The organism is Alcaligenes sp. DN25, assembly GCF_023674485.1.
Taxonomy (GTDB): domain Bacteria; phylum Pseudomonadota; class Gammaproteobacteria; order Burkholderiales; family Burkholderiaceae_B; genus Alcaligenes; species Alcaligenes phenolicus.
The window spans coordinates 3,213,044-3,232,750 of sequence record NZ_CP098408.1 but is presented as its reverse complement, the minus strand read 5'-3'; the positions used below and the strand labels follow the sequence as shown (position 1 = coordinate 3,232,750).

The following is a 19,707-nucleotide window of genomic DNA, read 5'->3' as shown; positions in this document are numbered from 1 at the left end:
TGTGAGGCCATCTGTTTTTAAAACGCCCAGCGCAGATTCATCTGTCCTTGCAGCGATGAATACCCGCCGCCGAACTGTGAACTGATGCTGGTGCCAATCGACAGACGCTCACTGCGTTGCCAGGTCAGGCCAGTTCGCAGGCTCATCGTGTCGCGAGGCAGTACGCTATTGCGGGTATTGAACGTCGTATCTGTGGATGCAATGGCGAAACGGGCAGCTTGAGTCAGGTCGCGATCCAGCCATTCGTGATTCCAGCCAATGTCAACGTTCACGGCCAAGTTGCTGCCATCAGCCAGGGGGCGCTTCCATTCTGCCGTCAGCCCCAGGCTGGAGCGCAGGGCGTCTACGCGCTTGCTGTCCAGGTGAAGTCGAGTGGCCGCATTGCCAGATTCGTCGACCGATGGGCGGGACACCAGGGCATAGTTCATGCTGGCAAAGGGTCCGACAGAAAAGGATGGGTCCAACTGCCACAGGTAGCCTGTGCCGGCGTCAATCGACAGATTGCGTCCTGTCCAGTCGGACGAGTGCGTGGCCTGGTAGTCTCCAATGGCAATTTGTCTGCGCATATCGGCTTGTTCCAGACCCAGGCGCAGCCCGCTGAATGCAAAAAGACCTTCCCGAGCACCGGGGCGGTATTGCAGATGGGCAGCCAGACCAAACGCGGTGGCTTTGCTCTTGCCGGAGTAAGGGGCATCTGGTTTGACCGACAGGTCTGAAATATCCAGCTGCGCTCCCACGGCGAAGTCGGGGGCTGACTCCAGGGCGCGTCCGGCTCCAAGGATCAGGCCATAGCTGTGGGCATCGTAGCCAAGCATGGACCCGCGCGTGTTTTGATCGCCACTGGCACCGAATACCAAGGCGTAGCCCTGCCAGTCAGTACCGGGTCGCAGCATGCTTTGGCTCAGGCCTTGGCGGGCGGTTTGCATGATTGAGCGCTCGTGCATCAGGGATCCAGCCATTGCAGCGCTGTAGCCTGCCGGTGAGATCTGGTTCAGGGCAGCGGGTATTTGGGAGCCGTCCGTGGCCGAGAAGTCGAGCGCCTGGAACAGGCCTTGTGTGGCTGCTGGCCCGGCAGCGGCTAGTTTGAACAAGGCTTGGCCGGCTTCTTGCTGGTTCTCGTCGCGGCCATACTGGCTATAGGCATTGTTGGCTCGCGTGGCCGACAAGCGATAGCGTTCATTACCCAAGGGAGCGGCGTCAAATTGCAAGGTGGGTGATACGGAAGCGATTTGAGTGGTGCCGAAGCTGCCGCTGTAGCTGGCTGCTTCCACAAACGAGTTTGTGTCGACGGACCAGGCGTTTTGATACCAGTCGGCGGCGGGCGTCAGTTGCAGCGTGCCGGCCAGGTCAGCATGGCCACTGACGGCGAGGGTGTCATGGCCGCCTTTACCATCAAATTCGGCTAACAGGCGGCCTGTTGCTGTTTGTTGGAAGTTGCCATTTACATTGATGCGTCCGACGGAGTTGCCGGGCGCCAGGGTGCCGGCATTAATCAGAGCATTGCCGCTGGCCAGATCGAAACTGGCATTCCCGCCCAAGGTTGCTGCTTCCTTGATGGTGGCGCTGTGAACCTGCAAGGTGCCGTTCAGTTGCGTTGTGCCGCCGTCAAATGACAGGGCCAGATTGTCTTTGCCGGTGATGTTGCCGGCGTAGCTCAAGTGGAATGTGGCATCGGGCTGATCAATGCTGCGGCCCATCTTGTTGGCAGCCTGACCAAAGGACAGCGTAGTCAGACGCAGCTTGTTGTTGTCGTCGCGTTCTGCGTAATGCGACACTATATCGCCTTCAATTTGTGCGCCTTGCATCAGGTTGATGCGCTCAACGTAGGCATTGTCAGAGATCAGGATGGCCGCTTCTTGACCTGCAACTCGCCCGCTGATGTCGGCTTGTTGAACCAGGGGGCCGTTCAGTTCGGGGAGCAGGGCTTCATTGCTGCCCTCGCTGCTGCGGATGTAGGATCCACGTCGCTCGGTCTCGTTGCCTAGCGAGTTGGTGCCAAAATCAAAACGCAGGCCTACACCCTGAGGGCCGCTAGCCTGGATATCGCCGCGATGAACCAGTGTGTGTCCGCGACCATAGGCAAATTGAACGCCTCGCCCGTTCAAACCATCTGCGTAGATTCTGACGCCTGGGTCGATGACAAGGGTGTTGTTCTCGCCATCGACCCGTATGCCTGCACCGCCTGATCCTGCTGCCAGCAGGTCAGCGGCTTGTCGGACCTGATTATTGCTGCCATAGATATGCAGGCCCAAGCCTAAAGTGGATTGGTTGTACTGACCTGGAAGGTAGTGGGTGCCCTGGGCATTGCGGGCAAAGAAGCCTTGTGTATTCACCAGTTTCAGGCCATCGCCGTAGATCGAGCGCCCGAAGAAGTTGGCCCGGTCAATGGTGTAGCCCAGGTCTTGCAGGACGGCCAGTTCAGCTTCCATGAAGCCCGAATAGTTACGGAAATTCTGGTGGCTCATGACGCTGTTTCGAAGTTCGATGTGGCTCATGAAGTTGTCATCTACGTCGCCGTTTTCCCCCAGTATCTTGACGGGTACGCCCTGCAGGCCTCCAGCCAGGACTTGCTCGATATTGGCACCGACCAGGAAACCCTTGTCCTGCCGCAGATCGAAGGCATCAGGGTCGTAAGAGGTGTTGCAGCCATTGCATAGAACTTTCTGTCCTGCCTGTGCTGGATTACCGTTGTCGTCCCTTAGCAGTTGCGTCCAGCTACTCAGCTGGCTTGTGAAATACGGTCGTATGTCATGGTCATCGCCTCTGTTTTCTACGCTGCTTAAGATACCCAGGCCATGAGCAACTTCGTGAATGGCCGTCAGGAGTACGCTGTCTTTACCGGTCTGGGGTGTTTGTGTAAGCGTCGGTTTTGTTGCGTAGTCGTCTGTGCCCAGGCCAAAAAACCCATGCCCACCTAATGGCAGCGTGCCTGCCGCTGGCGTCAGGCCGAAGATATTTTGCTGCATTTGCGTTAACGCACTTTGGCCGTCATTGGCTTCGGGTGAGCCACCGTAGGCGTTGCCCGACACATTACTCGTACCTATATTGACGATGCTTGGAGGATTGTTACCTTGGGTCTGGAGTATTTCAGCCCAATAGCCCAAGCCGTCAACGATCTCGTTTTTGTAGGCTTCATGACCTTGCCAGCTCCAGTAGGATGTATTGCCCTGGTTGTCGAACGGACCATCGCCAATTTCAAAAAAACGCGCGATAAAGACGGGGCGTCCCGAGGCGTTTTCTATGATTCTGTCTTCCAGGGCTTGAGCAGACAGTGGGGCAATGACAAGCGCCAGGGCGGCACACAGTTTTGTTGGTTTCATTGTTGAGCAGGTGTTGAAGGCGCGAGATATTGTTTGCACTGGATGGCCCCTGAGGTAGAGGAAACAGTTTGATTAGAGTGGGGCGTTCATTGTTGCTGCATCGGGGCAGGGCTGATGAAGGGTGGTGCCTTGGCCTGTGTCGGAAAAATATAGCAGATGTGTCAAATTGATATTGTTGGTTTTAAACCCTTGGTCGGGGTTTTTAAACGGCGTGCATCTGCTCTTTTGAGCTTTGAGCTTTGAGTTTTGGGTTAAAGGGTTGCGGGGTTGCCGGGGGAGTCGCTTTTTTTGGGCGGCTTTCTTCTGGACGTGCCGTTGGGCTTTGCGTGAGGCCTGTGGATGGTTTTCTTGTGCGGCCCGGGTACGGCTTGTCTTGGCGGGTCCCTTGCCCACGCTGCGCGTGGGTTCCCTTGTCAGAGTGCCGGGGCGGGCGGGTCGTGAACTCTGAGCGCGGTTTGTCCCCCGGACAAACGGCAAGCGTGCTCCTCAAACGGCACGCCCCTTGCATCCCGCCCCAGCACTCTGCCCGCGGCAAGAGCCCTGACTCGCCCGCCAAGCCGTACCCGGGCCGCACAAGAAAACATGTGACACTGGTTAAAGCCCAAACGGCACTGGGGCGGAGGAAAAGAAACGAGGAGGGTGGGAATTGGAGGGGAAAGTAGTCAGATAGTCAGGAGCGAGTCTGCCAGCCAAGGCCAGGATTGGGAAACTGAGCAGGCCGGAATGGTGACGCTGCTAAGAGATGATATTTGCTGGTGGCCGGGTATCTGAATAGAGGATGCTGGGGGCTGCTGATTTTGGAGAGCTGTTCGGCTCAGTTTTCCCACGGGTTGAGGAGGGTGACAGGGGAACCTTTGAAGTCTTTGGTGTTGCGCGTGACGACGGTCATGTTGTGAACCAGGGCTGTTGCCGCGATCAAGGCGTCCCGTTCGCCCTTCTTGTTTGGAACATGCAATTGGGCACATTGTCGTGCTACCGCTGCATCAATGTTCAAGGTGGCTTGGGAGAATGCGGGTAGCACCTGATTTTCAAACCAATTGCGCAATATGGTTCCCTGGGCGGCATCTTCCCGCTCTTTGCTCAGGATGCCTTGTTCCAGTTCCAGGACGGTAATGACGGATATGTACAGGGTGGCGGCGTTGACGCTGTGAATCCAGGCGGTGACATTTGCATCGGCTTTGCCAGATTTCATTTTCCGTATTTCGGAGACGACGTTGGTGTCCAGAAGGTACATGGTCAGAAATCAACGGGGCGAGTGTTGATGTTGCTATGAGCAGGTTCAAAGTCGATGTCGGCGTCATCGTCTGACATGGCCAATTCATCAATAATGTTGCGGCGCTGCTCGGTCAGTTGCAGGTAATTCTGGAATGTCATTAGCACGTGTGAGGGGCGACCACGATCGGTAATGATGACGGGACCATTGCGCGCGGCTTTTTTGGCCTCACTGGTGGCCTGGTTGAATTCTCGGCTTGAAAGAGTGGTGATAGTCATGATGCACCCTCCTGCGGTATTTGAATGTAGTTATGTTACTACATTGAGTGTTGCTTGGTTTCTTCGTGCTTGTTTCTATCAATAAATTTATCCTGTACGCAGGGGCGTGAAAAGACATGGTGTGACAGAGTAGTCACGTGAGACTGGAGAGGTGAATCAATGGCAGGGCAGCAGCATGTATCTGGGGTGACCGGCATTATTCTGGCGGCAGGCTTGGGGCGGCGGTTTGATCCGTCGGGCCAGCAGTTGAAACTGTTGGCCAAGACTGAAGATGGTAGAACGATGGTGCGCCGCGTCTGTGAGACGGCTTTGTCTGTGCTCGATGAGGTGCTGCTTGTTTGTGATATCCATGAGCAGATTTTGCGTCAGGAGTTGGGTGACTTGCCGATCAGATTTGTTCAGGCACCTGAGGCCATCCGCGGTATGGGTGTTAGCCTGAAAGCCGGTATCCGAGCTAGCAGTCCCCGTTATGGGTATGTTGTTTTGCTGGCGGATATGCCTTGGTTGCGGCCAAGCACTGTAGCGGCAGTGGCCCAGGCTGTGCAGGATGGGGCCGGAATTGTACGCCCCGTTTTTAATGGCCAGCCTGGCAATCCGGTTGGCTTTGGATTGGAGTGGCATCAACCGCTTTTGGAGCTGGCAGACGAGCAGGGTGCGCGCGACTTGTTGCAAGCCAACAAGGATCAGACCTTGTTTGTGCCTTTAGTGGATGAGGGGATCTTGCGCGATGTGGACACCCCCAGCGATTTGGGGATGTCTCAAACATCCAATTAGCCGTGACCGCGCTGTTTGGCGATCTGCTGGCGCTCCAGGCGGCCGATGTAGTGCTGAATTGCCATCTGCGTGGAGGCGGACAGGTCAATGAAGGTACAGCCCAAACGTTGAATCTGTTTGCCATTAGGCAACTGCTGTGTTTCCGTACGCGCTACTTGTAGTGCCACAACAAAAGAACCGGCTTGCGGCAGTTCGAGCAGGGATTCGGTTTTATGCGTGCCGATCACTTCTGCCAGACTTTGCGATTCGTCCACCAAAGACAAGCCGCCACCGCTGATGTCGTGCAGCAGAAAGCTTTTGGATTCGTTATTCAAGCGCAAGATCACCATGGCCGGTTCGCTGACGGGTACGTTGACGCGGAAGAACTCGCGTCGCTGCAAGCGGCGAATGGATTCGGGGATCGGGATCGCCAGGGCTGGCTGACCTTCGTAGGACACGACCTCTGGGGTGGGGCCTTGAAACGTCACCTTGATCTTGTCCAGCGAGGTCTCGAAATGGGTATGTTCGGACTGCAGCAGATTGCGGGTTTTTTCTTCTTTGTTGGCGGTATCAATCACCACCACGTTGTTGTCCAGATCAATATCCAGAATGGTGGTGACAATCCGGTCATTGCCCTGATTGGCTTCCATGTGCAGTAACAGGCCCCCTTTTTCGATAGCCTGTAAAACACGCAGAATTTCAAATTTGGACTGGATCTGATACGGATCGTCTTCGGTGGGAGGGAGCGTAGAAGTCATGGGCAGGGCGGCAAAAAGAGATCGGTAAGTGACTGTAAGGGATTGTACGCGCCAGAGTAACACTCTGGGCGCGCTTTGGCGTGTGAAGTCAGCTAGTTAATAGCCTAAGTATTTAGGCTTGGTTTAAATGTTGCAGGGCGCAGCGTGCTGCTGCCAAATCCCACGCAGCCGAGCCTACCGATTTGAAGAACAAGGGCTTGTCTTTGGGGGCTGGGGTACGCAGCGCCTGGTGAATGCTGTGGACTTGCTCCCAGTCCACGCCGGCCTGGATCAGGTCGCCTGCTTCCTGGCGGGCACCGGCGACATCATCCGCATATAGACGGCTGGCCAGCAAGGTGTGGGCCTCGAACTCGGCCATATCCGGTTGAAAGGCTCCCAAGCCAATCAGCAAGCGATCAAGGCGTGCGGGTTCGTGATACACGGGTGTCAGGCTGGAGGTCAGAGCGATCAGCACATCCGTTTTTTCCGGAACAGCTGTGGTGGCTTGGACCCGGTCCCCGAATCTGGCTTGCAAGGATGTGGCCACAGCCTGTGCACGGTCTGGGTTACGGCCCGTCAGGGTGACGCGTGCTTTGGGGTACAGCGTCATGATGGCATCGCAATGCGCGACAGCCTGTTGTCCGTACCCCAGCAAAGTAATGTGCTCCGGCCCTTGGGGCCACAGGGCTTGAATACCCAGCATGGATACCGCTGCAGTACGGCGTCCGGATAGGGTGGGTGCATCCAGAATCAGTAGCGGCAAACCGTTCTGGGCGTCGTAGACGCTGACCAGGCCCTGGATACTGCCCAGTTCCTGCTGCTGGTTGTCCAGCATCACATTAGCCAGTTTATGAACACCTATATCGTGTGAAACCGCTGGCATGGACAGCATTTTCCCCGTTTTGGGATAGTCCAGAACTTGACGGGTTGGGGCGACGATAGTGCCAGCAGCATACTGGGCCATGGCTTTGCCTAGCTGGGCGACCAGTTCAGGATAAGGCAGGGCACGAGCAGTCTCTTCAGAGGACAGGACGGTATAGGAAGTTTGCGTCATTCCAGGGTCTCCATGGAGTCGGTCTGTGGGGGATGCCGGACTATTGAGAAACCAGTGTAGCGTAGGCCCAGCCCAGGGCAATAGGGCCTTTCCGCCAGTGATCTATTGACCCACCTTGACAATTAATCCGCCCCGCCTGGCGGCCTGTCGCGGCATAATGAGGCCTGATATCAGCACCTGCCCACGCGCGGTGCCGTGCATTGGGGAGAAAAATAATGAGTTTGCTTAATTCTGTTGTGTCGGCCTTGTCGGCTACGGATTCCAAATCCAAAGAGCAGGGCGCTTTGTTGCCCGCCCTGATTCAAGTCATCAGCAGCTATCCAGGCGGTTTGAGCGGCCTGATCGAGCGTTTTCGCTCGGGTGGTTTTGGTGATGTGGTGTCGTCCTGGATTTCGCAGGGCAGCAATCAGGAAATCGGCCAGCAGGATTTGCTGGGCGTGATGGGGCAACCGGCCATCAAGCAATTGGTGGACCTGTCGGGTTTGAATCAGCAAAGCGTGCTGGATAATCTGAAGATCATGCTGCCGTCCTTGATCAATCAAGCCAGCCCCAATGGTCAGTTTGACCCATCTCACATTACCGATGCCAGCAGCCTGCTGGGTGGTTTGACGCAGTTGTTTCGCAAGTCCTGATTCTCTTGCGTCCGTGACACGGTCTGTCTGACGGCCGTATTGCCAAGAATGAAAAAAGCCTGGAGTCGGTGCAATACCGATTCCAGGCTTTTTTGCTTGATGCCGAAAAACCTGTACAGCAATTCCGGCCTGTACAGGTTTTTGGGTCTTAGCCGCGTGCCGCTGCTTCCAGAGCTTGTTCCAGATCGGCCAGAATGTCGTCGATGTGTTCCAGGCCAACGGACAGACGCACCATGTCTTCGCTCACGCCTACGGCGGCCAGTTCTTCGGCATTGAGCTGACGGTGAGTTGTGCTGGCAGGGTGGCAAGCCAGGGATTTGGCATCACCAATATTGACCAGACGCAGCACCAGGTTCAGCGCGTCGATAAAGCGAGTACCGGCTTCAATGCCGCCCTTGATACCAAAGGACAAAATCGCCGCAGGCTTGCCACCCATATAGCGCTTGGCCAGTTCATGATCCGGATGGTCAGGCAAACCGGCGTACTTCACCCAGGACACTTGTGGGTGCTTGTTCAGATACTGGGCTACTTTCAGGGCGTTTTCTGTATGACGCTCCATGCGCAGAGGCAGGGTTTCGATGCCTTGCAGGATCTGGAAAGCGCTCAAGGGGGCCAGGGCAGCGCCGGTATTGCGCAGCGGAGCCACGCGGCAGCGGCCGATGAAGGCGGCTGGGCCAAAGGCGTCGGTATAGACCACGCCGTGGTAGGACGGGTCAGGCGTATTCAGGATGGCAAAGCGATCTTTGTGCTCGGCCCAGGGGAACTTACCGGAGTCCACGACCATGCCCGCAATGGTGGTGCCGTGACCGCCCATGTATTTGGTCAGCGAGTGCACGACAATGTCGGCACCGTGCTCGATAGGACGGCACAGGGCAGGCGAGGCCACGGTATTGTCTACAATCAGGGGTACGCCATGGCGGTGAGCGGCATCGGCCAGTGCACGGATATCGATGATGTTGCCAGCCGGGTTGCCGATGGTTTCGCAGAACACGGCACGAGTGCGGTCGTCGATCAGGGCTTCCAGTGCTTCGATATCATTGGGTTGGGCAAATTTGACGGTAATGCCCTGGCGCGGGAAGGAGTGCGCGAACAGGTTGTAGGTGCCGCCGTACAGTTTACTGACGGACACAATGTTGTCGCCGGCCTCTGCAATCGTTTGGATAGCATACGTGATGGCTGCCATGCCAGAGGCTACTGCCAACCCCGCAATCCCGCCTTCCAGTGCTGCCACGCGCTCTTCGAGCACGGCATTGGTCGGGTTCATGATGCGGGTGTAAATATTGCCGGGCACCTTCAGGTCAAACAGATCCGCGCCGTGTTGCGTATTGTCGAAAGCGTAGGAAGTGGTCTGGTAAATCGGAACAGCAACGGCTTTTGTGGTCGGATCAGGCTGGTAGCCAGCATGAATGGCGAGAGTCTCTAGTTTCATGGTTAATTCTGGAATTGATGATCAAGTGGCTTATATAAGACAAAGCAAGCATAACCCCTGTATGTAGAGAAAAGCATCTAAGGGCGCAGACATTAATACTATGCTTTTATTTCTTTTGGTAATAATGGCGAATTACTGACAACAGGCTCTGCTTTTTAAAGTGCGGGTGGATATTTCTTATTTTCGTTACTTCGCAATGGCCCGACATGGGTTAGCATTTCGTATCCGGGCAGATGGCGTGTTGCATCCTGCCCCGAGGTCCTAGAGGCTTACATGAAAGTATGGTTTAAGCGGGGCTTATTCAGCCTCGTCGTTTTAGCTATTGTCACGGTGGTAGGCGGGGCGATTTTCCTGCTGACATTCAATCCCAATTCGTACAAGCAGAAGCTGGCTGACATCGTCCAGCAAAAGTATCAGCGTACGCTCAAGATTGACGGTGATATCGAACTTTCTTTATTTCCCCGCATTGGCCTGTCCGTGCAGGGGCTGTCCCTGTCTGACCGTAATTCGGAAGATCCTTTCGCTTCTTTGGAAAGCGCCCGGTTTGCGGTGGCCTTGTGGCCTTTGATCAATAACCGCCTGGTGGTGGACCACGTTGCTGTTACCGGCTTCAAAGCCTGGATTGTGCGCGATGAGGAAGGCAAGCTGAATTTTGACGACTTGCTGCAAGCCCCGCCTGCCGGCCCTCACCTTCCCCTTGCCCGCTCGGGCGTATCCTTGTTGCCCGCAGCACAAGCTGCCGAGGCTCCTCAGACAGCCGAGCCTGCACCCGAGTCCTTGCCCGTTCCCGAGTTGATTGCCAAGCGCTCGGGTAGCGAAACGGATTTCCAGATTGATATTGCGGGTCTGAGTCTGAAGGGGGGTGAGATTCATTACTTCAGCAAACGCAGCAATGTAATTGGCCGTTTGTTGCAGCTGGAAGTGAACACGGGCCGCATGACGTTTGGTCAGCCTTTTGATGTGGCTTTCAAGAGCCGCTTGTCGGGGGACTATCCCGTGGCGGATGGTGTGCTGGAAGGGCAAGGGCAGCTGAGACTGGACCCTGCTTCCAAATCCTACGGCGCGCAAAAGCTGAACTTGAGCTTTGTCGGTGATCTGGACCAGTTGCAGGCACAAAGCCTGACTCTTAAGGGCAATGTGGCCTACAAGTCGGCCCAACGCCAGTTCAGCGCCACCAATCTGGATACCCAATTGCAAGGTCAGTGGTTGGGCGCTTATCCGGTTAGTGATCTGAATGCCACGTTGAATACGCCCAAGATGGAAATCGACAGCGTCAGCGACCTGGTGTCTTTCGAGAAGCTGGCTTTGCGTGTTCGTGGCAAAAATGAAGATCAGAATCTGGATCTGGCCCTGGACGTGCCTCGTATCCAGGTATCGCCTGCCCAGGCTGAAGGCTCGCCTGTCGTTGCCAGCCTGAAAGTCAGCGGCCCCAAGGTCCTGGGTTTGGGTTTGACGTTGCAAGGCTTGTCCGGTAACAGCCAGGAATTGATATTTGAGCAGGCCAAGCTGGACGGCGCCATCAAGCAAGGCAGCCGTGTGGCGCAATTGAAGGCCAGTTCCCCCATGCAGTGGCAGCCATCGAATGAGTGGCTGCGTCTGCCCGAGGTTAAAGCCAATATCCGCGTGGAAGACGAGGCCGACGCAGGTAGCCGGTTCGAGATGCCTCTGACGGGTCAGGCAGACCTGAACAAAGGCAAACAAGAATACAGTGCGCAGCTAAGCAGTAGCACCGAGCAGGCTCAAGGCAGTCTGGATGTGAGCTTGCAAGATAAGGGTAAAGGGCCGTTGCTGAACGCGGTACTCAAAGCGGACAAACTGGACCTGGACGAACTGCGTTCGATTTTCTGGGTGACAGCCCCCGAAGTGGTGACCCCACCGGAGCCGGAGCCAGAGGCTGAAGCGCCGGAAGTCGCTACCGAGCAGGAGCCGGCTGCAGAGGGGACTGAACAAGCCGAGCAGCCCAAGGCAGAGCAGGCTCCCGCAGTCGAAGAAGTGGTTGAAGAAGCCTCCTCTTACGCTTGGCTGGATACGCTCAGCTTTGATCTGCGTTTTGAAATCGAAAAGCTGCGCAGCCTGGGTGTAGTGATGGATCAGGTGAAAGCTCAGGTCAAGAACCAGGGTCAGTTGATCAATTTGTCGCAGTTCAATGCGCAGGCGTATGAAGGTCAGCTTCAGGCCAAGGCCAAGGTTGAGCCCGGCAAGCGCTTCGAATTGGGCCTGAAGTTGCAGCAAATGCAGGTCGGTTCGCTCTTGCTGGATGCGTTCGGCAATGACTACCTGGCAGGCAAGGGCAATGTGGATCTGAACCTGAAGGCTCAAGGCGCCACAAGCCAGGAGCGTCTGAATGCTCTGGAAGGTGGCCTGACGGTCGATTTACATGACGGCAGCTGGCGCAGCGTTGATCTGGACCAGAGCGTGCGCGATATCAACGAAGCCGTGCGCAATGCCTTTGGCGGTCAGATTCCTTTGCTGCTGCCCCAGTCCGATCCTTTGCGCCGCACGGTGTTGAACCGTTTGCAGGGCAGTCTGGATATCAAGAAAGGGCAAGCGACTTTCCGTAATTTACGGGCCACCACCCCGATTCTGACGGTGACAGCGGCTAAAGGCGCCACGCTGGATTTGGTAAATCAACAAGCAGATGTGACTTTGCAGGCTCGCCTGAACCACAACAATCTGGCCGTGGAAGAGCGCAAGTCCTTCCAGGACCTGCGCAATGTGCTGATTCCTATCCATATCTCCGGTCCCTGGACAGGGCTGTCCTACCAGATTCAGTGGAAAGATATTGCCAGCAACTCCATCAAGAAGGCACTGCAAGACGGTTTGCTGGATTTGTTGAGCCAACAAGCGTCAGAAGCTAAAGCAGAGTCCACCCCCGATGTGAAGTCCGAGGTGAAGCAGATCATCAAGGAAGAGTTGGGGGCCAAGGTTCCACAAACCGTGGGCGAAGCCATGAAGCAGTGGTTCAAGCCATGAGCACAAGTTCAGCGTTAAGTTCGCCTGACCAGACGGTTTGCCTGTTGCAAGGCGGCCCGTCCCTTAGTGACGGCAAGGCACTGGCCTGCAAGGGGCGATGGGTGCTGGGGAACGATCAGGGGCAGGTCCTGGCTGCCGATGCGCTGCCTGCCTTGGCCGAGCTTAGTATGGAACTGCGTTTTGGCCAGCTGGTGTTGCGCGCTCCGGGCATGTTGCGCCTGGATATCGAAGTGGACGTTATTGAAGACGATCCGGATTCCTTTTCCCTGTGGCAGGAAAATGGGCAATCCGTGCAATTGGTAGACGAAGGGGATTTGCCTGCCCAGTGGTTCAGCCGCTATACAGGCCAGCCGCTGCGTCTGTTAAAGCGTTTGCCCCAGGCTGAGTAAGCTGTCTGCGCGGTGATCCATATAGAACAAGCCCTGCTCATGGCAGGGCTTTTTTTTTCTGCTTATGTCGTAGGTTCGGACTGCAGCCGGTGATAGCGGGCAAGCAGCGTTTCCTGGCTTTCCTGATGCTGGGGGTGAACCTCGATACATTCGACCGGGCACACTACCACACACTGCGGCTCATCAAAGTGGCCGACGCATTCTGTACACAGGTTGGGATTGATCTCGTAGATCTCCTCGCCCATGTAAATAGCCAGGTTAGGGCACTGCGGCTCACAAACGTCGCAGTTAATGCATTCTTCAGTAATGTGCAGTGCCATAGCGCAGTGTCCTGATAAGCGTGGTCCTTGGATTTGACCAGTCGGTCACCCCACAGTGTAGTACGGACCGCTGCGCAGGGCGAGTTCAGGTGGCTGAAACCGTTTGCTGATTGCGTTCCTTGGCTTTGGTTTGTAGCCAACGCTCCACGGACGGGAACACAAATTTGCCTACATCACCGCCCAAAATGGCAATTTCGCGCACGATAGTGCCGGAGATGAACTGGTACTGATCCGAAGGAGTCATGAACATGGTCTCGACTTCGGGCAGCAGGTGACGGTTCATGCCCGCCATTTGAAATTCGTACTCAAAATCGGAGACGGCGCGCAGGCCACGTACGATAACGCGACCATTTTGCTCGCGCACAAAGTCCTTGAGCAGGCCGGAAAAGCTTTTCACTTCCACGTTTGGATAGTGGCTGAGCACTTCGGAGGCGATCTCAACACGCTCTTCAACGGTGAAGAAAGGGCGCTTGTTCTGGCTGGAGGCCACACCGACCACAACGTGATCGAAAAGGTTGGCGGCTCGCCGGACCAAGTCTTCATGGCCTCGTGTCAGGGGGTCGAAGGTGCCGGGGTAAACAGCTGTGATCATGGTGCATCCGCGTAAGTGGTTCAAGTTGGCAGGTCGGAGTCCGGGGGGAGCGGTGCAGGCGTCCCGGAAAATTCGGCATTATTGACTGTTTTTTGCATCGCAGCAAATCGCAACAAATGATAATGTACCTGCCCTGCCTTATCCTGTCGTAGTATCCCGTATTGATCTGGGGCTTGTATAGGGGTTTCGGACTCAATGTAAACCAGTGCGTCCGGTGCCAGCACATTGGGCAGCAAGGGCCAGATACGTTCCATCCAGTCCTGCGCAAAAGGCGGGTCTATGAAGACCAGATCGTAGCGCATCTGGCTGCGCTCCAGAATATGGAGGGCGTCGCCCGCATGGATACGGACGTGGTCTGCCTTGAGTTTGGTACGCAGGCTGCGCAAATTGCTGACAGCGGGTCCGTGGCGTTCCACCATTTGTACAAAGGCGACACCGCGCGAGGCCGCTTCAAAGCCCAGGGCTCCGCTACCGGCAAACAGATCCAGCACGTTCTTGTCGCTGAACTGACCGCCCCAGAAGTGGTTAAGCCAGTTAAACAGCGTTTCGCGCACACGATCCGGGGTGGGCCGCAGACCGGGTGCATCGACGACTGAAATCGGTGTGCGGCGGTAATCACCACCTACAATACGGACAGCATGTTTTCTCATTAGCGCTTTGATCGGATAATGTGGTCATTCAACAGAATTTTCTAGTGTAAATCGTATGTTCAGTTTTTTTAAAAGAAAGAAGGCCAAGCCAGAGCCACAAGTCACTCAAACGGAGCTGACCGAGCCGCTTTCTCCTGCCCCGTCTAAGCCCCAGGCTGACGCGGCAGATGCATCCCCCGCTGTATCGCAGGAGCAAAGCACGCCGGTTCAAACGCCGGTGGCCTCGCCTGCTGTGGCTTTGGATAGCCAGGCAGCCAGTCAGGCTGAACATCGCGCTGCTTCCGAGTCTACGCCCACGCAGCCAGAGGTGCCACAACCGGCCCCGGCCAGTGTCCCGACCCCAGAGCCTGCCCGTGTCCACGAGCCGCAAGTGCAGCCTGTACCTGAACCCGAGGTGCAGCCAATTCCCGAGCCGGTGCCGCAGCCAGAACCCGAGATACAGCCGACTCCTGAACCGGAGCCAGAGATTGTTCCAGTTCCTGCGCCACAGCCTGAACCAGCTCCTGCCCCGACGCCAGAGCCAGAAGCCGCCGCGCCTGTGGTGAAAACTTCCTGGATGGCACGCTTGAAGCAGGGCTTGTCGCGTACAGGCCAGAGCCTGAGCAGTCTGTTCGTCGGTGCCAAGGTTGATGAAACCTTGTTCGAGGAACTGGAAGACGCCTTGCTGATGGCAGACGCGGGTGTTGAGGCTACCGAGAAACTGATTACCGCCTTGCGTGCTCGTGTCCGTAAAGAAAAAGTCAGCGATGCGGCCCAGGTCAAACAGATCCTGTGTGACATCCTGACCGATCATTTGAAGCCCCTGGAGAAATCCTTTCCTTTGGAATCGAGCAAACCACTGGTAGTCATGATTGCCGGGGTGAATGGTGCAGGTAAAACCACGTCTATCGGTAAGTTGGCTCACACCTTCCAGGAGCAGGGCGCAAAAGTCTTGTTGGCCGCCGGTGATACCTTCCGTGCTGCCGCTCGTGAACAGCTGATTGAATGGGGCACCCGCAATAACGTCAGTGTTATTGCTCAAGACGGTGGTGACCCCGCCGCGGTGGCGTTTGATGCTGTGCATGCAGGCCGTGCCCGCGATATGGGCGTGGTCATGGTGGATACCGCCGGCCGTTTGCCAACTCAGCTTCACCTGATGGAAGAGCTCAAGAAGATCAAGCGCGTCATCGGCAAGGCCGATGGTCAGGCTCCTCATGAAATTCTCTTGGTTGTGGACGGCAATACCGGCCAGAACGCCATTTCCCAGATCCGTGCCTTTGATGCGGCCTTGGGGCTGACTGGCCTGGTGGTTACCAAGCTGGACGGTACGGCTAAAGGCGGGACGCTGGCTGCCGTTGCTGCCTGTGCGCAAGGCGTACGTCCTATTCCGGTGTACTGGATTGGCGTGGGCGAGGGCATGCAGGATCTGCAAGCCTTTGTGGCCCGTGAGTTTGCGTCGGCCTTGTTGGGCATGAACGCTTAAATCCAAGTTTGGCTGTCAAAAAAGCGGCGATGCCTGTAAAGACATCGCCGCTTTTTTATCCCCGGGCCGACCAGGAAAAGAGCGCTACGCAGTAGCAAGCAAAGGCTCAGTGCACAGTGGGCTTTTCAGTGCTTTTGGCGTTCAGCGTCGCAGAAGCTCTGTTTGCGGCTGATGCTGATCCAAGGCATTGAGCGCATGCTGTGCATGGGCGGCACGACCTTGGCGGGCATGCGTCAGCCAGTCCCGCGCAAACTGCGCTTGTTCGGGGTTGGCCGCATGTTGGGCATACCAATCCAGCGCCACGTCCACGTCGGTGACTGCACCAATCAAGGCCTGACATTCGCGCAGTACTTTGTGCAGCCCTTGCTTGTCGGCTGCGCTGGGCAAAAACTCCAGGCAGTAGCGCAGGCTCTTGATCCGGTTGCGCAAACGATGCTGCTTGTCCTGGCTGATCTGCGCAAAGCGTTGGCTGCGTAGTTGAATTGTCTGGAACCAGCGGCTGATACGGGCTTCGATCAAATGTTCGGGCTGAGGTACACCGTTCAGTTCCAGCGTAGGGCCGCAAATCAGGCTTTGCAGATTACTTAACAGCAGGGACTGAAACTCGGCTGCACTGGCCAGTTGGACCGGGTCGTGCTCCAGATGGGCAGGAGTAGGCTCAGGTGCGGGGCCGGGCATTCCCGCCTGCAGCAGCAAGGGGGTGATTTCCAGGTGTACCAGGTCATGGTCGCGTGCCTGACCAAACAGACCAAAATAATGTGTCAGGCGCGTATTGGCATACCCTTCGCTAGCCGATAGCCACATTTTGAACAACTTGCGGCAGGAGCGCAGACGGCGTAGACCCACTCGCATCAAGGCCAGATAGTCAGCCTGACGGGAAGAGTCCGGACGTATGCCATCCACGCCGGCCAGCAAGGCGGCATTGCGAATGACCTGCTCCAGGCTCATGGTGGCACTCAGGCTATAAAACTGTTCCAGATCTTCGGTGTCAACAAAATGCGGTTTGGGCAGGTCGTAGGCTTTGCGGGTCAGGGCTGCAGCTACCTGTTCGGGCGTCAGATCCAGACTTTCCGATTTGGCCCGGCGGCGGTCCGCCAGACTGGCCAGGGCATCACCACGCTCGGACTTGCTGCGCATCTCCAGAATCAGGCCATGTTTGTACAGCCAGCGCTGGCCAACCTCAAACATGGTCAGGCTCTCGCCCTTGATCAGCTCAATTTCCAGCTCGTTGACCAGCAGCTTCAAACCATTGGATTCGATATGGCCCACATCGTAGGCTAGCTCCAGTTCAGACTGGCCTTGCTTGATCAGGGCCAGCTCGCGCTGGATGCGGGTTTGATAACGGGCTTGGATTTGATCCGCGTAACGAGCCAGCGCAGCGTGGGCGGGTGTGTCCTGATACAGGCTCAGGTCCAGTTCCGGGCCGGGACGGGGGTGATTGATTTCAATGCGGGACAGGGTATCAGGACCGGGCAGTTTGACGGTCTGAACCCATTGCTCGCCTTCCTTGCGCAGACGCAAGGCGATACTCGAGCGCGCCAAATCGCGTTCGGGCGTATCAAAGTAAATGGCATTTAAGGTAATGCTACCCGTGCGTACTGCGTCAAAGGCGGTCAATAAACCGGGACGGGCACTCTCGGGTACAAAAAATTTCAGTTCTTGTTCTAGCACAGCATCGCACTCGAGAAATCACCCACAGCAGGTGGGCGGATAAAACGATTATTTTGCATGTAAACCAGCCAAACTTGAAGTGTCGACACCCGTATAAGTGTGTGTAGTCATGTCAAGTTTTATAAAGGGGGAGTACCTAGTGGCTCGCGCCAGCCCAACTGGTGTGAAATGCTGTTGGCGCACTGTCGCAACTGAGCCAGGATGGGGCTGTTGATACTGGCATCAAACAGCGTACTGGGGCCCAGACTGGTCAGGGCCAGCACAATCTGGCCGGAGTGATCAAACACGGGGACGGACAGGGCATCAATACCGGGCAAGGGGTTGCCCAGTGCCTGTGCCACACCTTGTTCACGGATTTTTTCCAGCATGGCAGCCAGTTCTTTGGGGCTGGGGCGCAGCGGACTGATACTGGTGACAACAGCGCTGTCGCCTGCCTCGCGCTCAATGTAGTGGCGCGCCACCTCAGGGGGCAGCCAGGCGGCAAAGACGTGGCCGGTGGCCGTGTGCAGCATGGACATGACCGTGCCGCAGCGCATGTTTACATGGACCGGGTAGCTGGCCTCGCTGATATGAACCATGGTGGGTCCGTGTGAGCCCAGCACCGCCAAGCCCAGGGTGTGCCCGATGCGCGAGGCCCAGGCTTGAACCAGGGGCAGGGCAATCTTCACCGGGTTCTGGCTTTGCAAGCTGACCAAACCCATCTGCAAGGCAAACGGCCCAAGCTCGTACAGGCCGGTAGCCGGAGCCTGCTGCACCAGTCCTACGTTGGTAAAACTGACCAGATACGGGTGGGCTTTGGCCGAACTCATCCCAGCTTGCGTGGCCAGATCTCGCAACATCATGGGTTGTCCGCTATCTACCAGCACTTTCAACAGGCCAAAACCCGTTTCAATGGATTGGATACGGCGACGCTTTTCGTCCAGAGCAGGCAAAATGGGTTCGGTCATAGGGGTTTGGAGCGGTTTGGCACGGTCTTCAAGTGTACCGACTAATGAAGCTGCCCGCCGGGCCTTGGGTGTCGTAAAATGGCCTTAATTATTATCTGTCTGAGCAAAGAGCACGATGAATCAAGAAATTCAGTCCGACGCTGGTCAACTGGGCGCCAGTCCAATCGCTCCCGTTCCAGAGATTGTTGAAGAGCTGCGCGCCGGTCGCATGGTTATTCTGGTTGACGAAGAGGACCGCGAAAACGAAGGCGATCTGGTCATGGCCGCCGAATTCGTAAATGCCGAGGCGATCAACTTCATGGTGACGCATGGCCGCGGTCTGGTTTGCCTGACGCTGACCGAAGAGCGCTGCCGTCAGCTGGACCTGCCTTTGATGGCCACCCGCAACGGTACACGCTTTGGCACCAACTTCACGGTGTCGATTGAAGCGGCTGAAGGCGTGGAGACCGGCATTTCCGCTGCTGACCGCGCCCGTACTGTGCAAGCGGCCGTGGCCCGTGATGCACGTCCGATTGATCTGGTGCAGCCTGGCCACATTTTTCCCTTGAAGGCGGCCAAAGGTGGTGTGCTGGTGCGTGCCGGTCATACCGAAGCGGGCTGCGATTTGACGGCGATGGCAGGCTTGACCCCGGCTGCTGTCATTTGTGAAGTGCTCAATCCTGACGGCACCATGGCGCGTTTGCCCGATTTGCTGGTGTTCGCCCGCGAACACGGCATCAAGGTTGGCACCATTGCGGACCTGATCCAGTACCGCAGCGAACACGAGTCCATGATCGAGCGTTTGCACAAGAAGTCCGTCAAGACTCCTTATGGCGAATTTGAATGCCACGCTTACCGCGATCTGTCTTCCGGTGGCTTGCATCTGGCACTGGTGCACGGTGAAATCAGCCCGGAAGTGGAAACCCTGGTGCGTGTACATGAACCGACTACCGTGCTGGATGTTCTGATCGAGGGGGATGTGGGCCACAGTTGGACCCTGCCCACTGCGTTGCGTACCGTGGCCAAATCCGACAGCGGTGTTGTCTTGCTGATGAACTGCCAGAGCTCCGAAGAAGAGAGTTTCGAGCAGATTCAGGCTTGGGCTGCAGACAGCCCGGCCCAGGCGCCACGCGGTCGCCCTAGCCGCAACGATCTGCGCACCTACGGGATTGGTGCACAAATTTTGCGTGACCTCAATGTTGGTAAAGCCCGTTTGATGTCGCGACCACGTAAAATGCCAAGCATGGCCGGGTTTGCATTGACCGTGACGGGTTACCATAGCGAACCAGACTCTCAATCCTAAGCGGA

17 protein-coding genes are annotated in these 19,707 nt (G+C 56.5%); 6 read left to right on the top strand and 11 right to left on the bottom strand.

The window, feature by feature from the left end:
• Window positions 1-17 precede the first annotated feature (17 nt).
• From NBV64_RS15045 to NBV64_RS15035, 3 genes are all read right to left on the bottom strand, one after another.
• A complete protein-coding gene (locus NBV64_RS15045) occupies window positions 18-3,320 on the bottom strand; it encodes an autotransporter outer membrane beta-barrel domain-containing protein (RefSeq protein ID WP_250756048.1) in 3,303 nt (1,100 codons plus the stop codon).
• An 814-nt stretch (window positions 3,321-4,134) separates the two neighbouring features.
• Window positions 4,135-4,554 carry a type II toxin-antitoxin system VapC family toxin gene (locus tag NBV64_RS15040; RefSeq protein WP_250756047.1) on the bottom strand — a complete coding sequence of 140 codons (420 nt, stop codon included), beginning with the start codon at window positions 4,552-4,554 and terminating at the stop codon, window positions 4,135-4,137.
• A gap of 2 nt (window positions 4,555-4,556) precedes the next feature.
• On the bottom strand, window positions 4,557-4,811 hold the full coding sequence (locus NBV64_RS15035) for a type II toxin-antitoxin system prevent-host-death family antitoxin (RefSeq protein WP_009454760.1): 255 nt from the start codon (window positions 4,809-4,811) through the stop codon (window positions 4,557-4,559).
• A gap of 159 nt (window positions 4,812-4,970) precedes the next feature.
• Between NBV64_RS15035 and NBV64_RS15030 the strand changes: the two genes are divergently transcribed.
• A complete protein-coding gene (locus NBV64_RS15030) occupies window positions 4,971-5,585 on the top strand; it encodes a nucleotidyltransferase family protein (RefSeq protein WP_250756046.1) in 615 nt (204 codons plus the stop codon).
• Here the strand turns inward: NBV64_RS15030 and NBV64_RS15025 are convergent.
• Window positions 5,582-6,322, bottom strand: coding sequence for a flagellar brake protein (locus tag NBV64_RS15025; RefSeq protein ID WP_009454764.1), 741 nt, complete (start codon window positions 6,320-6,322; stop codon window positions 5,582-5,584). The two genes, NBV64_RS15030 and NBV64_RS15025, sit on opposite strands and share 4 nt — an antisense overlap.
• A gap of 112 nt (window positions 6,323-6,434) precedes the next feature.
• Entirely contained in the window at window positions 6,435-7,355 is a 921-nt protein-coding gene (locus NBV64_RS15020; protein ID WP_009454766.1) for a delta(1)-pyrroline-2-carboxylate reductase family protein, read from the bottom strand.
• Window positions 7,356-7,570: 215 nt separating this feature from the next.
• Between NBV64_RS15020 and NBV64_RS15015 the strand changes: the two genes are divergently transcribed.
• Window positions 7,571-7,987 (top strand): YidB family protein, encoded by a 417-nt coding sequence (locus NBV64_RS15015; RefSeq protein ID WP_022983226.1) that lies wholly within the window; start codon window positions 7,571-7,573, stop codon window positions 7,985-7,987.
• Between the two features lie 148 nt (window positions 7,988-8,135).
• Here NBV64_RS15015 and NBV64_RS15010 read toward each other — a convergent pair whose 3' ends face one another.
• Window positions 8,136-9,416 (bottom strand): bifunctional O-acetylhomoserine aminocarboxypropyltransferase/cysteine synthase, encoded by a 1,281-nt coding sequence (locus NBV64_RS15010; RefSeq protein ID WP_009454769.1) that lies wholly within the window; start codon window positions 9,414-9,416, stop codon window positions 8,136-8,138.
• 273 nt (window positions 9,417-9,689) lie between these two features.
• Here NBV64_RS15010 and NBV64_RS15005 point away from each other — a divergent pair, with 273 nt between their 5' ends.
• Complete coding sequence (locus tag NBV64_RS15005) at window positions 9,690-12,389, top strand: AsmA family protein (RefSeq protein ID WP_250756045.1); 2,700 nt, start codon at window positions 9,690-9,692, stop codon at window positions 12,387-12,389.
• Window positions 12,386-12,778, top strand: a complete 393-nt coding sequence (locus NBV64_RS15000) for an MOSC N-terminal beta barrel domain-containing protein (RefSeq protein ID WP_031232400.1) — start codon at window positions 12,386-12,388, stop codon at window positions 12,776-12,778. Before NBV64_RS15005 ends, NBV64_RS15000 begins: the two co-directional genes overlap by 4 nt.
• Window positions 12,779-12,840: 62 nt before the next feature.
• On the opposite strand, the gene NBV64_RS14995 is transcribed toward NBV64_RS15000, so the two are convergent.
• From NBV64_RS14995 to rsmD, 3 genes are all read right to left on the bottom strand, one after another.
• The gene (locus NBV64_RS14995; RefSeq protein WP_009454772.1) at window positions 12,841-13,098 is read right to left on the bottom strand and encodes a YfhL family 4Fe-4S dicluster ferredoxin; all 258 of its coding nucleotides are present in this window, start codon (window positions 13,096-13,098) and stop codon (window positions 12,841-12,843) included.
• A gap of 85 nt (window positions 13,099-13,183) precedes the next feature.
• Window positions 13,184-13,690, bottom strand: a complete 507-nt coding sequence (gene coaD, locus NBV64_RS14990) for a pantetheine-phosphate adenylyltransferase (protein ID WP_009454773.1) — start codon at window positions 13,688-13,690, stop codon at window positions 13,184-13,186.
• Window positions 13,691-13,710: 20 nt separating this feature from the next.
• Window positions 13,711-14,340, bottom strand: a complete 630-nt coding sequence (rsmD, locus tag NBV64_RS14985) for a 16S rRNA (guanine(966)-N(2))-methyltransferase RsmD (protein WP_009454775.1) — start codon at window positions 14,338-14,340, stop codon at window positions 13,711-13,713.
• Window positions 14,341-14,710: 370 nt separating this feature from the next.
• Between rsmD and ftsY the strand changes: the two genes are divergently transcribed.
• Complete coding sequence (ftsY, locus tag NBV64_RS14980) at window positions 14,711-15,802, top strand: signal recognition particle-docking protein FtsY (protein WP_425541758.1); 1,092 nt, start codon at window positions 14,711-14,713, stop codon at window positions 15,800-15,802.
• A gap of 141 nt (window positions 15,803-15,943) precedes the next feature.
• Here ftsY and NBV64_RS14975 read toward each other — a convergent pair whose 3' ends face one another.
• Together NBV64_RS14975 and NBV64_RS14970 are read right to left on the bottom strand one after the other, a co-directional pair.
• Window positions 15,944-17,473: a CYTH and CHAD domain-containing protein gene (locus NBV64_RS14975; RefSeq protein WP_022983223.1), complete on the bottom strand. Its 1,530-nt coding sequence runs from the start codon at window positions 17,471-17,473 to the stop codon at window positions 15,944-15,946.
• 119 nt (window positions 17,474-17,592) lie between these two features.
• Window positions 17,593-18,420 (bottom strand): IclR family transcriptional regulator, encoded by an 828-nt coding sequence (locus NBV64_RS14970; RefSeq protein ID WP_042488803.1) that lies wholly within the window; start codon window positions 18,418-18,420, stop codon window positions 17,593-17,595.
• Window positions 18,421-18,535: 115 nt separating this feature from the next.
• On the opposite strand from NBV64_RS14970, the gene ribBA reads away from it, so the two are divergent.
• Window positions 18,536-19,702 carry a bifunctional 3,4-dihydroxy-2-butanone-4-phosphate synthase/GTP cyclohydrolase II gene (gene ribBA, locus NBV64_RS14965; RefSeq protein WP_009454780.1) on the top strand — a complete coding sequence of 389 codons (1,167 nt, stop codon included), beginning with the start codon at window positions 18,536-18,538 and terminating at the stop codon, window positions 19,700-19,702.
• Window positions 19,703-19,707 lie beyond the last annotated feature (5 nt).

What these genes read in the sequence shown, in the direction of transcription:
- NBV64_RS14995 (WP_009454772.1), bottom strand. Translation starts at nt 13,098, where the DNA reads ATGGCACTGCACATTACTGAAGAATGCATTAACTGCGACGTTTGTGAG.
- NBV64_RS15015 (WP_022983226.1), top strand. Translation starts at nt 7,571, where the DNA reads ATGAGTTTGCTTAATTCTGTTGTGTCGGCCTTGTCGGCTACGGATTCC.
- NBV64_RS15020 (WP_009454766.1), bottom strand. Translation starts at nt 7,355, where the DNA reads ATGACGCAAACTTCCTATACCGTCCTGTCCTCTGAAGAGACTGCTCGT.
- NBV64_RS15005 (WP_250756045.1), top strand. Translation starts at nt 9,690, where the DNA reads ATGAAAGTATGGTTTAAGCGGGGCTTATTCAGCCTCGTCGTTTTAGCT.
- NBV64_RS15035 (WP_009454760.1), bottom strand. Translation starts at nt 4,811, where the DNA reads ATGACTATCACCACTCTTTCAAGCCGAGAATTCAACCAGGCCACCAGT.
- rsmD (WP_009454775.1), bottom strand. Translation starts at nt 14,340, where the DNA reads ATGAGAAAACATGCTGTCCGTATTGTAGGTGGTGATTACCGCCGCACA.
- NBV64_RS14970 (WP_042488803.1), bottom strand. Translation starts at nt 18,420, where the DNA reads ATGACCGAACCCATTTTGCCTGCTCTGGACGAAAAGCGTCGCCGTATC.
- NBV64_RS15010 (WP_009454769.1), bottom strand. Translation starts at nt 9,416, where the DNA reads ATGAAACTAGAGACTCTCGCCATTCATGCTGGCTACCAGCCTGATCCG.
- NBV64_RS15030 (WP_250756046.1), top strand. Translation starts at nt 4,971, where the DNA reads ATGGCAGGGCAGCAGCATGTATCTGGGGTGACCGGCATTATTCTGGCG.
- NBV64_RS15000 (WP_031232400.1), top strand. Translation starts at nt 12,386, where the DNA reads ATGAGCACAAGTTCAGCGTTAAGTTCGCCTGACCAGACGGTTTGCCTG.
- ribBA (WP_009454780.1), top strand. Translation starts at nt 18,536, where the DNA reads ATGAATCAAGAAATTCAGTCCGACGCTGGTCAACTGGGCGCCAGTCCA.
- NBV64_RS15045 (WP_250756048.1), bottom strand. Translation starts at nt 3,320, where the DNA reads ATGAAACCAACAAAACTGTGTGCCGCCCTGGCGCTTGTCATTGCCCCA.
- coaD (WP_009454773.1), bottom strand. Translation starts at nt 13,690, where the DNA reads ATGATCACAGCTGTTTACCCCGGCACCTTCGACCCCCTGACACGAGGC.
- NBV64_RS15025 (WP_009454764.1), bottom strand. Translation starts at nt 6,322, where the DNA reads ATGACTTCTACGCTCCCTCCCACCGAAGACGATCCGTATCAGATCCAG.
- NBV64_RS15040 (WP_250756047.1), bottom strand. Translation starts at nt 4,554, where the DNA reads ATGTACCTTCTGGACACCAACGTCGTCTCCGAAATACGGAAAATGAAA.